The sequence below is a fragment of the Bacillus sp. D48C genome (genome assembly GCF_053345735.1).
Genome location: NZ_JBKFAQ010000001.1, coordinates 747,989 through 761,325 on the forward strand (window position 1 = coordinate 747,989; position 13,337 = coordinate 761,325).

A 13,337-nucleotide genomic window follows, 5' to 3' on the forward strand; every position below is an offset into this window, starting at 1 on the left:
AAACAAATGAATCGTGAACTTATTACAAAATCAGCTTCATACTTAAAAGAGAAATTTCAAGAGACACCACAAGTAGGACTAATCCTTGGATCAGGACTTGGTGTATTAGCAGACGAAATTGAGAACGCAGTAACAGTACCTTACAGTGAAATCCCTGAGTTCCCAGTATCAACTGTAGAAGGCCATGCAGGTCAACTAGTATTTGGTACACTTCAAGGTGTAACAGTAGTAGCAATGCAAGGACGTTTCCACTTCTATGAAGGATACGACATGCAAAAAGTAACATTCCCAGTTCGTGTTATGAAAGAACTAGGTGTAGAAACGGTTGTTGTAACAAACGCAGCTGGTGGTGTAAATACATCATTCGAGCCAGGCGATCTTATGTTAATTTCAGACCACATTAACTTCATGGGTACGAATCCATTAATCGGACCAAATGATTCTGAAATGGGCGTACGTTTCCCTGATATGTCTACATCATATACAGTAGAACTTCGTGAAATGGCGAAACAAGTTGCAGCAGACTTAAATATTAAAGTACAAGAAGGTGTATACGTTGGAATGACAGGTCCTGTATATGAAACACCTGCTGAAATTCGTATGCTTCGTACACTTGGCGGAGATGCAGTTGGTATGTCAACAGTACCTGAAGTAATTGTAGCACGTCATGCTGGAATGAAAGTATTAGGTATTTCTTGTATTTCAAATATGGCAGCTGGTATTTTAGATCAGCCACTTCATCACGATGAAGTAATTGAAACGACAGAACGTGTTAAAGCTAACTTCTTAGCATTAGTAAAAGCAATCGTAAAACAAATGAAGGGGTGACTTCACAATGAGAATGGTGGACCTAATTGCAAAAAAACGTGACGGACATGCATTAACGACAGAAGAAATTAACTTTATTGTTGAAGGATATACAAATGGTGATATTCCTGATTATCAAGTAAGTTCACTTGCAATGGCAATTTTCTTCCAAGATATGAACGATCAAGAGCGTGCTGATTTAACGATGGCAATGGTAAATAGCGGCGATACAATTGACTTATCAGCTATTGAAGGTGTAAAAGTAGATAAGCATTCGACAGGTGGTGTTGGTGATACAACGACACTTGTATTAGGTCCATTAGTAGCTGCTTTAGACGTACCAGTAGCGAAAATGTCTGGACGCGGTTTAGGACATACTGGTGGTACAATTGATAAATTAGAAGCAGTTCCAGGATTCCATGTGGAAATTGAAAACGATGAATTCATGCGACTTGTAAATGAAAACAAAATCGCTGTTATCGGCCAAAGTGGTAACTTAACACCTGCTGATAAAAAGTTATATGCACTTCGTGATGTAACAGCAACAGTAAACTCAATTCCGCTTATTGCAAGTTCGATTATGAGTAAAAAAATTGCTGCTGGTGCAGATGCAATTGTTCTTGATGTAAAAACTGGAGCAGGTGCATTTATGAAAACGGATGAAGATGCAAAACGTTTAGCAGAAGCAATGGTACGCATCGGTAATAACGTTGGTCGTAATACGATGGCAGTTATTTCTGATATGAGTCAACCACTCGGTGAAGCTATCGGTAACGCACTAGAAGTACAAGAAGCAATTGATACATTACAAGGTAAAGGGCCAAAAGATTTAGAAGAGCTATGTTTAACACTTGGAAGCCAAATGGTGTACCTTGCTGGACAAGCTTCATCTTTAGAAGTTGCACGTGAAAAGCTAATTGAAGTAATGAACAACGGAAAAGCGCTAGAATCATTTAAAACGTTCTTATCAGCGCAAGGCGGCGACGCATCTGTTGTTGATGACCCTTCTAAATTGCCACAAGCACAATTTAAAATTGAAGTGGAAGCGAAAGAAGACGGATATGTATCAGAAATCGTTGCAGACGAAATCGGAACAGCAGCAATGCTTTTAGGAGCAGGACGTGCAACGAAAGAGTCAGAAATTGATTTAGCAGTTGGTCTAATGCTGCGCAAAAAAGTAGGCGATAGCGTGAAGCAAGGTGAATCCCTTGTTACAATTTACGCGAACCGCGAAAATGTTGAAGATGTAAAAGCGAAAATTTATGAGAACATGAAGATCTCTAAAGAACACGTAGATGCACCAACTTTAGTACACGGTATCGTAACGAAGTAATAAAAAAAAGCTGAGGAGATTTCTCCTTGGCTTTTTTTACTATTTTTTGTTTATAATAATAATGGGTGAAATTATGATTAGAATTTGTGCAGTAACAAAAACAGATGAAGTATTATATGATGTTTCTCTAGAAGAAACAAAGAAAGACCATATTGTATGGTATTGGCTAGATTTATATAAGCCAACGAAAGAAGAGTATACATATATTCTGCAAGACCATTTTAAGTTCCATCCCCTTGCAATTGAAGACTGTCTAGAATATGTACAGAGGCCAAAAGTTGATTTTTATGATGGATATAACTTTTTAGTTCTTCACGCGTTTGGAGAAGATGGGCTAGAACCACATGAAATTGATTTGTTTGTTAGTGATCGCTATATTGTTTCTTTCCATTTTTCTCATAATAATGCAATTGAAAGAGTATGGAAAACACTTGGTGAGAAGAGGCGGATTAAGAAAGGACCTTTACATGTAGCACATACAATCACTGATCAAATTGTAGATGATTATTTCGCACCTGTATATTACATTGAAGATCATTTAAATGCGATTGATGATAATTTAACAGGTGAGACAGCAGGAGCCGTGCTAGAAGAAGTATTTGATATTAGGGCAGATTTATCTAAGTTAAGACGTACAATTATTCCAATGCGTGATTTATTGTATCGTATTTTGAATTCCACTCGTTTTTACGGTATAAGTGATCATGAGATTTATTTTAAAGATATACATGATCATTTACTTAAACTTACGGAAATGATTGAGGCAAGTCGAGAGTTAACGGCGGATATTCGGGATAGTTATTTTTCATTAAACTCACATCATATGAATAACATTATGAAAACATTAACTGTATTCTCGACTATTTTCATGCCATTAACATTTATTGCGGGAGTATATGGAATGAACTTTACGCATATGCCAGAGCTTGGTGGACAATATAGTTATTTTATTTGTCTTCTTCTAATGGCATTAATTGGCGGCGGAATGATGGCATGGTTTTATAAAAAAGGATGGTTTAAGTAAAAAACACCGAGGATTTCCTCGGTGTTTTTTCTTAACCAATAGCATGTAATACAAACATAGCTAAGAATAAGCATGTAATGATATACATAGATGGTGCGACTTCTTTACGCTTTCCAAGAGCAACTTTTAAGATAGGGTAAGCAATAAATCCGAACGCAATGCCATCAGCGATACTATATGTGAGCGGGATCATAACGATAATTAAGAATGCTGGAAATCCTTCTGAAAAGTCGTTCAGAGGAATTTGTTGAATGCTTGTAATCATCAGACCGCCAATAATAATTAAGATTGGTGCAATGGCACTATCAGGAATTAATTTGACAAATGGAAGAGCAAACAGTGATGCAAAGAATAGCAACCCAGTAACGATAGACGTCAGACCTGTCTTACCACCTGCAGTAATACCTGCGGCACTTTCTACTGTTGAAACGGTAGGGCTTGTGCCAAATAGACCACATGTCATTGCTGAAATTGCATTGGCTTGGTAAGCACGTGGGAATTTACGATCATCTTCTAATAAACCGTGCAGAAGTCCCATGTTCTCAAAAATAAGCACCATGCTTAAAGAGAATGTTGCAATCCAAAATGGTAAGGAAGAAAGTTTCCCAAATGACATAGCTCCAAACACATCACCGTAATTAGCGAATGAGAATGAACTATTTCCCATTTGACTCGTATCCACAAGACCAAATAACCATGAGATACCAGTTCCTATTGCAATCGTCCATAAAAAGTTTCCACGTACGTTACGAATAAATAATACAAGTGCAATGATAAGAGTAAGTAATGTCGCAAGAACGACAGGATTACTTAATTTCCCCATTGCCACAGCAGTATTTGGGTTCGAAACGACTAAACCACCTTTTTGCAATCCGATAAACGCTAAAAATAATCCAATGCCGACAGTAATCGCTTCCTTTAATGACTTTGGAATTGATACTGATAGCACGCGAGCGATTGGTGTAAAAGCGGCAATTGCAAAAATAATACCAGAGATAAAGACATCAGCTAATGCTTCTTGCCAAGTTAGTCCAAGCGTATGCACAGCTGTGTACGTGAAGAATGCATTTACACCCATACCAGGGACAAGAATAGCAGGTGCATTTGCCCAAAATGCCATGAGTAGACATCCGACAAATGAACTAAAAACAGTTGCTAAAATTCCAGCTTCAAGAGGAATGCCAGCATCTGATAAGATGGACGCATTTACAATCATAATATATACGATTGTGAAAAATGACGTAACTCCAGCTAAAACTTCTTGTTTTGGTGATGTTTCGTGTAAACCTAATTTAAATGTTCTTTCAAGTATTCCTTTCATGTTAAACCTTCTTTTTCATATCCCTCTCCCACCCGTGATATCTCTTTTGTAAGAGCTCACCGTCCTTTATTATATCAGAACATCATGTTTTTACAACAAGTAAAATGATAACGTTTACTTGTAAAGAGAATTCGTTATAAATACGTAAAAATAGCCCGTATGGATGAAATGATTTCTAATTCACCAGATTGAATGGGCGGGGCTGCTTGTGCATGTAAAGTAGCATAAGACGTAACCTCCCGTGGTAATTGGGCAGATTCTTCAACGAATGAGAGGGGAACAGGATTAATATTTAGATTATATGTACTCGCAATAGCACGAGCTTTTTCTACTGCCTGGTGCAGAGCTTGAATGAGAGCCTTCTCATAATATTTATTTGGATGAGATACTCGGAAACGTAAACCTTTTGCTACATTTGCGCCATTTGATACGGCTATATCATATACTTCCCCAGCTTTTTGTACATTTAAAACGGTAATTTCATACAAATGCTCCACACGGTATCCTTGGAGCAATGCTTTATCATTTACATATTCGTATTGAGGAGTGATCGTATAAGAAATCGTTTCTATATCTTTATCGGCAATACCAAGCTGTTTAAGTGCATCCAGTAATTGTTTTGATTGTACTGCATTTTCTTCCTGCGCTTGTTTTACATTTTTACTATCAGTTCGAATGCCAAGCGTTAATATAACAACGTTTGGTTTTGCTTTGACAACGCCTTCGCCTTGTACAGTAATAGTAGCTTCTTTACCAGTATTAGCTGTGCGTACGTTGTGTAAATAAGGATTTATTCCACCCTGCATTTTCCATCACCATCCTTTTTATATGTATATGTGTGAACAAAAAAGAAATTTATATGAAAAAAGTTACATAAATGAGAATGTTGAGGAAAGAAATCATATACAATATAGGTATTTATAGATTATAATATGTGTAAATATGATAAAAAAGGGACGAGGCTATTGAACGAAAAAAGAGAAACGCTGATTTTAGATTTATCTGCATCATTTCGAAAAATGATACGTTTATTACAAAATGATATTAATACACGTTTTGCAGAACATATGCCATATAATGAATTTTCTGTATTACGTGCGTTATTTTTAAACAGTCCACAGATGGCTTCGCAAATTGCGAGTGAAGTAAACGTAACCTCCAGTCATATTACAGCTGTTACAGATCGACTTGTACGAAAAGGATTAGTAGAAAGAAAACGTTCTAATTCAGATCGTCGTATCGTGTACTTAGAAATTACAGAGCACGGAAGAGAAGTAACTGAAAAACTTGAAGCTGTGCGTAAAGAATATTATAAAGAGAGATTTAAAGGTTGGAGCGACCAAGAAATAGAAATGGTCTTAGAACTATTTGGCCGCGTATTATAATAAATGAGGATAGGAAGCGAAAGCATTCCTATCCTTTTTCTTTTGAATAAAAATATTTTGAAACTCCGATACTTTAATTAAAAGATCGGAGGAAAGATTATGAAATATATTGCTGCACTTACCATTTTATTTGGTAGTTTTTTCTATTTTAAAACATTCACGTACGCAGATACGCCTATCCAAGTGGTGCGAAAAGAAGTGAAGTACATTGAAACTGATAATACAGTTTTATATTCGAAATTATGGGTTCGTTCTATGCAAAACGCAGTATTATTTCACCATAGCGATAATATTCGTAATCGGGACACATTACGTAATGTAACAAGTTCATCGTTTGTTAAAGCGAAGCAACTATCTTTTCAGAAAGCAGCACTTTATATACCGAGACTATCGCAATACGTATCAAAAATAGGGAAAGAAAACATTCAAGTGTACTACATTGCGATTCACTATAATGTGAAAAAAGAAAATGCATATCAATTAGATGGTATGAACTATTTTCTACAAGTATTTGTAAAAGAGCGTGGGGAATGGAAAATTGCCGAAAGTGTAGTTGCACCGACAGAGCAAATTGTGCAAAATGGTGATGGATTTGGGATGAAAGAAGAGATGGTGTATGGGGATAGGAGAGAGAATGTGAAATAACCTCCTCTTTAAGAGGAGGTTATTTCGTATGAAGTAAAAACTTTTTATTGACCAAATAGTTAAGTATTACATAGCTAAATAATCCTATTATTATGAATCCGGTGTAATAATTTAATAGAGGATCATTTTTTCCACCTGTTATCCGACCTCCTAATAAGGCAAAACATATTGTGGCACATGGTATAAATAAAACATGTAGTTTAGTGAATAATAATATTTTACCGCTATTTTCATTTGGAGTTCGATCATATAAAAATACTCCTAATGGTAAAAGAATGAGAATATAAAGAATCGGTGTGGAAATCTTCCAGATGGGCATGAATTGATGGTGCTCCTTAACGGATTCTTTTGAATTATTATTGCCATCTTCTTTTACTTTGGGATTAAATGTATAAGATATATAAGTATTATTAGTAGGTGCGAAAACTTCAATATTTTCTATATATGATGCATAATTCGTTTTTTTAAGGAAAAATTCAGTTGTAGATACATTTGTGTGAATCCAAGAAAAGTGAAACAGTAACATGCCTATTCCAGATGGTAATATAATGAAAATTAAGCTTAATATACTATGCGAAATGACATTGCCAGCAATTGTTCCGATAAAAATAGCTATTGTAAAAATTGCCATCCATGTAATGGTAACATAACATAATAATGTACCCATTGGCCCAAAAGATTGGTGTTGGCTAAAAAGATTAATTTTTAGGATGAAATACAATACGATGGCATTAATACCTATTATGAATATAATTGCGGTTGTCCCGAACAGCCACTTAGAAAGAAAAAGCTCTTTTCTTGTGAATGGCATTGCAAATAACAGATAGTCTGTTTGATTATGTCTTTCCCAACTGATTAATGAACAGGCAAGTAATATGAAAATTGGAATGAAGGGGATAATAAGAGTATCCCCATTTAAACTATAAAAGAAATAGCCATCTTCGTTTGGTTTAACCTGTAAATCCCTAAAATAGTTAATAGGTAAAAACCAAAAACTACTACAAGCAAAGAGTAAAAGAATGTACTTACTTTGTTTGTAATGATGGAGCCATAAAGCTTTATGAAACATGTAATCCCTCCAGTACAAAATTGTGATAATGATGAGTTTATTTAGCGTTCCAAGAGAACTTCCATTTCAATAGTTTGGATAGAAGAAAATAGCTCATTGTGCTTGCGCCAAAAAATCCAATGTAAAAATTAAGTAATGATTTATCTCCCCTTAAGACTAAACCAGCAACGATTCCTATAAAGAAAACAGCAAGGCCTATAACTATTTTTTGTAAATTCGGATAAAGTAAGAAGCTACCGTTTCGCTCATTGACTGAACGAACATATAAATATATACCCAAGGGTAATAAAATAATGGTATGTATAATAGGCGCAATCAATAATTTTGCTGAAGGGATTTTTGTAAAGTTTGGTTCGTTATGACGCACTTCATCAGAATCGGTATAGGCACTTTGTGGATTATAATCAAATCTAATACGAAAATCTTCTACTGGACCAGAAATACGGATGTTTTCCAAAAAACGGTGCATAATTCCATTGTTTTCATGAAAATCTATATTCGAGTGAACAGCAATGACTCCTGAAATAAGTGCTGGAATTAACATTGGGAACATGAATAGAGCTGCAGTGAGAAATCCTTGCGATATAACATTCCCAGCGATTGTTCCTATACATAAGGCAAGTGTATAAATAGCGATTAATACAATTAACATGTATATAAAATAACTATGGAATGGGGAGAATACTTGATATTTATTATGAAAAGTCAACTTTTTCATAATAGCAAATAGTCCCCAGTTTAAAATGACAACAGCGGCGATATTACAGATTCCAAACAACCACTTTGTTATATAGAGGTGTGAACGTTTAAAGGGCATAGACCATAACAAGTCGCTAGCGTTATTTTGTCTTTCCCATCCAATTAACGTACAAGCTAGCAAGATAAGCACAATACCTAACAGTGTGACGGGATTTATGAGTGTTAAATCAAAATTGTAATGATATACATAGTTCCACTTTTTATTGTCATTTAGAAATTGTTGCTGTTGAATAGAAGTCATATAGTAGTAATATGACAAAGTATAGAAGCTGACGAGCCAAAATAACCATACAACATATTTACTTTGTTGATATGTTCTTAGCCATAGTGCTTTTTGAAACATAGGATCTCTCCTTTAAAAAACTTTATAATTTGTTAGGCGTGATAATATAACATAAGTAATGATTCCAGTGAGAAACAAACAAATATAGTAGTTAAGTAAGAAATTAAATTGATTTAGTTTATAGCCACCTAGTAATGCAAAGTAAATGGTTGTCCCCCATATCCATATTCGTAAATGTTTTTGGAAAATAAATATCTTTTGAGTGTTTTCATTTGGTGATCGTGTATATAAATATGTTCCAAGTAGTAAGTAAACTATTGTATAAAAAATAGAGACTAACATCGATTTAGCTGAATAATAGTGATAAGATGCTGGATCTCTTAAAATAGTTGAGTTCTTTTCTTTTTTACGTGATTCAGGATCATAATGGTAATAAATCGTGAAATTATATATTGGTGCAACTATATTTGTTTTTTGATTAATTTCGTAAAGTTGTTCATCTAACTTATAATTTTTAGTATCGGTAGCTTCTAAGTGATTTATCGTAAAAGTGTACACTAGTGGAATAAATGTAAGCCCCATTAGTAACCAAGGAATACAAAAAACAACCTGCGAAACAACGCTTCCAGTAAAAGTACCGATGCATAGTGCAGCTGTATATACTGCTGCATAAGAAACAATCGCATAAAGAAAGTATCGATGAAATGGACTAAATGATTGATAATCAAAATGAATAGTTGTTCTATAAATAACATACATAAGAATCCAATTTATAAGTAACGAGCTCACAATACAAAAGGAACCGAAAGCCCATTTAGATAAGAAGACATCTTTTCTTTTAAAAGGCATCGTCATAAGTAGTGTATTAGATTGGTTGCTACGTTCCCATCCTATCAATAAGCAGGCTAAAGCAATGATAAGAACAGTTAACCAAAAACTATTACCTTCGCCTGGCGAAAAGGCATAAAAATAATAATACTGTTTACCTTTTTCTTGTAATTCGTAATACTCAGCAAGTTGTCTCTGAGCACTTTTATAGTAGCTAAAAGATAACAAGTAAAGCGAACTAAAGAAAAACAGTAACGCAGCATATTTCCCGCGCTTCCAATTCCACATCCACAACGCTTTATGAAACATACCCATCCTCCTCCAGTGTCGTAACGAAGACATCTTCAAGTGACATTGTTAGTTCTTCAATGAGTATAGGTTGCTCTTTATAAAACTTCTCCAGTGTTGTAGCTACATTTCCCTCAATTAAGATTGTATATACTTTTCCCGTTTGGTTTAATATTTTAATATTGCTTAAGTTTTCTAGTTTTTGAGGTAATGAGCGTTCATAGGCTACTTGGATTTTAGCAAATTGTGATTTTGCATCGTCTAGTGATGTAATAGAAGATACAGTATGTCCTTTTAAAATAATGATTGTATCTGCAATTTGTTCAACTTCATCTAAATGATGGGTAGATATGAAAATGGTAATCTCTTTTTCTGCAACTTCTCCAACGAGAAACTGTAAAATCTGTCTTTTAACGATAGGATCAAGTCCGTTTGTTGGTTCATCTAAAATAATATATTCTGCCTGTGCAGCAACAGCTAAAATGATGGCAAGCAGTGCTTTCATTCCTTTTGAATAACTACGAATTCGTTTGTTTGGTAAATTGAAACGTTCTAGTAGTTCGTAGAAATATGGTTCATCAAATGCTGTATAAACTGCTTTATAAAACTTCACGATTTCTTTTACTGTATAACCGTTCAGTATGTTAGTAGAATCCGGAACATATACGATTTTTTGTTTCGTTTCAGGATTTTTATGAATGTCGATATCCTCATATGTAACAGTTCCCTCATCTGGGTCTAAAATACCGACTATCGTTCGTAATAAAGTTGTTTTCCCCGCACCATTTCTTCCAAGTAATCCGACGATACTACCTTTTTGTAATGTGAAAGAAACATCGTCTAAAATTGTTTGATTATCAATTGTTTTCTTCAAGCTTGTCACTTTCAACATCCGTATTTCCTCCAATCTCTTTATAGTATGAATCTATCCAATCATGAATTTTATCTTTCGTAATACCAAGATAAGAGGCTTCTAATAGTAATTGATGAAATTGCTTTTCAACCATAGCGATTTTCCTTTCGTCTAATGTTGGGGTAATCGATTGGGATACAAATGTTCCTTTTCCTCGTAACGTTTCAATAATTCCTTGTCGCTCTAACTCTTGATACGCTTTACTCACTGTATTTGGATTTATAACGAGTAAAGAAGCGAGCTCGCGTACAGAAGGAAGTTTATCACTTGGAGCCAACATGTTTTTCAATACGAGTTCTTTTATATTTTGAACAATTTGTTCCCATATCGGAGTGTTGCTTCTTGGGTCAAGTTGAATATGCAAGAGCAATGTCTCCTTCCTCATATGTATTAAGTGTACTACTGTGTGTAATACACTTAATACAATATAGGGGACGAATGTATTTGTCAAATGAAAATAATAGAAAAAATTGGTATTAAAAAAAGAGAAATTGGAAAAAATAGGTCTGATATAGAATGGAGGGTTAGTCATGAAGCGAGTTTTTGGAATACTTGTTTGTTTCATGTTATTGCTTTCTGGAACTTCAGTGAGTTTTGCGCAATCTGAGAAAACGAAGCAGGAGAAAACAGAAGAAACAACGCCGAAGTTAGCGGAACAAGCGTCGTCAGCAATCGTAATTGAGCAAGATACAGGTAAAGTTTTATTTGATAAAAACCCAAATGAAAAATTACCACCTGCTAGTATGACAAAGATTATGACAATGCTTTTAATTATGGAACAAGTTGAAAAAGGAAAACTAAAACTGACCGATAAAGTTAGAGCGAGCGAACATGCAGCTTCAATGGGTGGATCGCAAATCTTTTTAGAACCTGGGGAAGAGATGACTGTAAATGAGATGTTAAAGGGTATTGCAATTGCATCTGGAAATGACGCATCTGTTGCAGTAGCTGAGCATATCGCAGGTTCAGAAGAAGGATTTGTAAATATGATGAACAAAAAGGCGAAAGATCTAGGGTTGAAAAATACACATTTTCAAAACCCAACAGGTCTTCCGGCCAAAGACCATTATTCGACAGCAAATGATATGGCTATAATGGCGAGAGAATTGATGAAGTATCCACTTATTCGTAAATACACAGGTAAGTACGAAGATTATTTACGTGAAGATACGGATAAAAAGTTTTGGCTCGTTAATACGAATAAGCTAGTACGTTTTTATCCTGGCGTAGATGGAGTAAAAACAGGTTTTACGACAGAAGCGAAATATTGTTTAACAGCATCGGCTCAAAAAAATGGCATGCGTGTCATTTCAGTTGTCATGGGAGCACCAACATCAAAAGAACGGAACAACGAAGTGACGAAGCTTCTTGACTATGCATTTGGACAATATATGACAAAGAAATTGTATACGCGCGGCGAAAAAATTAAGACAGTTCAAGTAGGAAAAGGGAAAAAAGAAAAAATAGATTTAGTTGCGTCAGATAATGTTTCTCTTCTTATGAAGAAGGGCGAGAGTATGGACAAGGTAAAACAAGAAGTAATTGCTGAAAAGAAAGTAAAAGCACCGATTAAAAAAGGTGACGCGCTTGGCACACTTGTTATTAAAAAAGATAAAGATGTTTTATTAAAACAAACAATTGTAGCAAAAGAAGATGTTGCTGCAGCGAGCTGGTGGGAGTTATTTAAAAGAAGTTTTGGGATGTTTTCAACATCAAAATAGCGGCAAATAGTTTGCCGCTTTTCTATTCGTATGCCAGTGAATAATGCTGAAAGGTTTCACTTTATGACGAAATAGTTCTTCTTTTGTCAGCAGGAAGGATTCTTATTTTATATCACGAAAATCTTTATGTATGTGAATAAGTAAAGTTTGAGCATAAGGAGGAAATCGTGTGAGTCTTTCCATGCAATTAGAAGTAAAACGTGACGTCCTATGTGTGAGACTAGAGGGTGAATTAGATCATCATACGGCTGAAGAGTTGCGAACGAAAGTAACAGATATGATTGAGACACATGGTGTTCATCATATTGTTTTGAGCCTAGAGAACTTATCGTTTATGGATAGTTCTGGTCTAGGTGTTATATTAGGCCGATATAAACACGTAAAGGGATTAGGTGGAGAAATGGTTGTTTGTGCAATTTCACCGCCTGTTAAGCGTTTATTTGAAATGTCGGGCTTATTCAAAATCGTTCGCTTAGAAGAAAGTGAAGCGCACGCGCTCGCGACGTTGGGGGTGGCATAGATGAGAAATGAAATGAACCTTCAATTTTCAGCATTAAGTCAAAATGAATCATTCGCTCGCGTTACAGTGGCGGCTTTCATTGCACAACTAGATCCAACGATGGAAGAATTAACGGAGATCAAAACAGTTGTGTCAGAAGCGGTTACAAATGCAATTATTCATGGATACGAAGGAAATGCAGAAGGTATTGTTTATATTTCTGTAATTTTGGAAGAAGCAATGGTGAAACTCACGATTCGAGATGAAGGGATTGGAATCTTTAACTTAGATGAAGCGAGACAACCCCTTTTTACAACTAAACCTGAATTAGAGCGTTCCGGAATGGGATTTACTATCATGGAAAATTTTATGGATGAAGTAGAAGTTATTTCAAACGAATCTTTCGGGACAACAATCCATTTGACAAAATACTTATCAAATAGTAACGCTCTATGCAATTAA

General features: G+C 35.2%; 15 protein-coding genes. 8 read left to right on the forward strand and 7 right to left on the reverse strand.

All coding sequences use genetic code 11. The annotated features are described in order from the left end of the window. Positions 1-6: 6 nt before the first annotated feature. The 3 genes from ACLBXA_RS04065 (at position 7) to corA (ending at position 3,164) form a co-directional block, all read left to right on the forward strand. Positions 7-828, forward strand: a complete 822-nt coding sequence (locus tag ACLBXA_RS04065; protein WP_001078446.1) for a purine-nucleoside phosphorylase — start codon at positions 7-9, stop codon at positions 826-828. A 7-nt stretch (positions 829-835) separates the two neighbouring features. Next, positions 836-2,140 carry a pyrimidine-nucleoside phosphorylase gene (locus ACLBXA_RS04070; protein ID WP_016077276.1) on the forward strand — a complete coding sequence of 435 codons (1,305 nt, stop codon included), beginning with the start codon at positions 836-838 and terminating at the stop codon, positions 2,138-2,140. Positions 2,141-2,201: 61 nt separating this feature from the next. Further along, a complete protein-coding gene (gene corA / locus ACLBXA_RS04075; RefSeq protein ID WP_002026281.1) occupies positions 2,202-3,164 on the forward strand; it encodes a magnesium/cobalt transporter CorA in 963 nt (320 codons plus the stop codon). Between the two features lie 31 nt (positions 3,165-3,195). On the opposite strand, the gene ACLBXA_RS04080 is transcribed toward corA, so the two are convergent. Together ACLBXA_RS04080 and ACLBXA_RS04085 are read right to left on the reverse strand one after the other, a co-directional pair. Beyond that, the gene (locus ACLBXA_RS04080) at positions 3,196-4,485 is read right to left on the reverse strand and encodes an NCS2 family permease (protein WP_447617108.1); all 1,290 of its coding nucleotides are present in this window, start codon (positions 4,483-4,485) and stop codon (positions 3,196-3,198) included. Between the two features lie 134 nt (positions 4,486-4,619). Beyond that, entirely contained in the window at positions 4,620-5,291 is a 672-nt protein-coding gene (locus ACLBXA_RS04085; protein ID WP_001161431.1) for an SIMPL domain-containing protein, read from the reverse strand. A gap of 159 nt (positions 5,292-5,450) precedes the next feature. Between ACLBXA_RS04085 and ACLBXA_RS04090 the strand changes: the two genes are divergently transcribed. Together ACLBXA_RS04090 and ACLBXA_RS04095 are read left to right on the forward strand one after the other, a co-directional pair. Continuing rightward, positions 5,451-5,870: a MarR family winged helix-turn-helix transcriptional regulator gene (locus ACLBXA_RS04090; RefSeq protein ID WP_001003307.1), complete on the forward strand. Its 420-nt coding sequence runs from the start codon at positions 5,451-5,453 to the stop codon at positions 5,868-5,870. 99 nt (positions 5,871-5,969) lie between these two features. Beyond that, entirely contained in the window at positions 5,970-6,515 is a 546-nt protein-coding gene (locus ACLBXA_RS04095; protein WP_000873788.1) for a hypothetical protein, read from the forward strand. Positions 6,516-6,534: 19 nt separating this feature from the next. Here ACLBXA_RS04095 and ACLBXA_RS04100 read toward each other — a convergent pair whose 3' ends face one another. From ACLBXA_RS04100 to ACLBXA_RS04120, 5 genes are read right to left on the reverse strand one after another with little or no spacing between them, the layout of a single operon-like run. Beyond that, positions 6,535-7,584, reverse strand: a complete 1,050-nt coding sequence (locus tag ACLBXA_RS04100) for an ABC-2 transporter permease (RefSeq protein WP_000468504.1) — start codon at positions 7,582-7,584, stop codon at positions 6,535-6,537. 37 nt (positions 7,585-7,621) lie between these two features. Beyond that, positions 7,622-8,686, reverse strand: a complete 1,065-nt coding sequence (locus ACLBXA_RS04105; protein ID WP_000486555.1) for an ABC transporter permease subunit — start codon at positions 8,684-8,686, stop codon at positions 7,622-7,624. 12 nt (positions 8,687-8,698) lie between these two features. Next, entirely contained in the window at positions 8,699-9,763 is a 1,065-nt protein-coding gene (locus ACLBXA_RS04110) for an ABC transporter permease (protein ID WP_000468519.1), read from the reverse strand. Next, complete coding sequence (locus tag ACLBXA_RS04115) at positions 9,753-10,634, reverse strand: ABC transporter ATP-binding protein (protein ID WP_000922124.1); 882 nt, start codon at positions 10,632-10,634, stop codon at positions 9,753-9,755. Before ACLBXA_RS04115 ends, ACLBXA_RS04110 begins: the two co-directional genes overlap by 11 nt. Then, positions 10,600-11,019 carry a GntR family transcriptional regulator gene (locus tag ACLBXA_RS04120; RefSeq protein ID WP_000548027.1) on the reverse strand — a complete coding sequence of 140 codons (420 nt, stop codon included), beginning with the start codon at positions 11,017-11,019 and terminating at the stop codon, positions 10,600-10,602. Before ACLBXA_RS04120 ends, ACLBXA_RS04115 begins: the two co-directional genes overlap by 35 nt. Before the next feature lie 166 nt (positions 11,020-11,185). Here ACLBXA_RS04120 and dacF point away from each other — a divergent pair, with 166 nt between their 5' ends. From dacF to spoIIAB, 3 genes are all read left to right on the forward strand, one after another. Next, positions 11,186-12,376 carry a serine-type D-Ala-D-Ala carboxypeptidase DacF gene (gene dacF, locus ACLBXA_RS04125; RefSeq protein ID WP_000832002.1) on the forward strand — a complete coding sequence of 397 codons (1,191 nt, stop codon included), beginning with the start codon at positions 11,186-11,188 and terminating at the stop codon, positions 12,374-12,376. Between the two features lie 169 nt (positions 12,377-12,545). Continuing rightward, positions 12,546-12,896, forward strand: coding sequence for an anti-sigma F factor antagonist (spoIIAA, locus tag ACLBXA_RS04130; protein ID WP_000059135.1), 351 nt, complete (start codon positions 12,546-12,548; stop codon positions 12,894-12,896). After that, positions 12,897-13,337, forward strand: coding sequence for an anti-sigma F factor (spoIIAB, locus tag ACLBXA_RS04135; protein WP_001243398.1), 441 nt, complete (start codon positions 12,897-12,899; stop codon positions 13,335-13,337).

Excerpts from the sequence above, each read along its gene's own strand:
- ACLBXA_RS04065 (WP_001078446.1), top strand. The coding sequence starts at position 7 with ATGAATCGTGAACTTATTACAAAATCAGCTTCATACTTAAAAGAGAAA.
- ACLBXA_RS04070 (WP_016077276.1), top strand. The coding sequence starts at position 836 with ATGAGAATGGTGGACCTAATTGCAAAAAAACGTGACGGACATGCATTA.
- corA (WP_002026281.1), top strand. The coding sequence starts at position 2,202 with ATGGGTGAAATTATGATTAGAATTTGTGCAGTAACAAAAACAGATGAA.
- ACLBXA_RS04080 (WP_447617108.1), bottom strand. The coding sequence starts at position 4,485 with ATGAAAGGAATACTTGAAAGAACATTTAAATTAGGTTTACACGAAACA.
- ACLBXA_RS04085 (WP_001161431.1), bottom strand. The coding sequence starts at position 5,291 with ATGCAGGGTGGAATAAATCCTTATTTACACAACGTACGCACAGCTAAT.
- ACLBXA_RS04095 (WP_000873788.1), top strand. The coding sequence starts at position 5,970 with ATGAAATATATTGCTGCACTTACCATTTTATTTGGTAGTTTTTTCTAT.
- ACLBXA_RS04100 (WP_000468504.1), bottom strand. The coding sequence starts at position 7,584 with ATGTTTCATAAAGCTTTATGGCTCCATCATTACAAACAAAGTAAGTAC.
- ACLBXA_RS04105 (WP_000486555.1), bottom strand. The coding sequence starts at position 8,686 with ATGTTTCAAAAAGCACTATGGCTAAGAACATATCAACAAAGTAAATAT.
- ACLBXA_RS04110 (WP_000468519.1), bottom strand. The coding sequence starts at position 9,763 with ATGTTTCATAAAGCGTTGTGGATGTGGAATTGGAAGCGCGGGAAATAT.
- ACLBXA_RS04115 (WP_000922124.1), bottom strand. The coding sequence starts at position 10,634 with ATGTTGAAAGTGACAAGCTTGAAGAAAACAATTGATAATCAAACAATT.
- dacF (WP_000832002.1), top strand. The coding sequence starts at position 11,186 with ATGAAGCGAGTTTTTGGAATACTTGTTTGTTTCATGTTATTGCTTTCT.
- spoIIAB (WP_001243398.1), top strand. The coding sequence starts at position 12,897 with ATGAGAAATGAAATGAACCTTCAATTTTCAGCATTAAGTCAAAATGAA.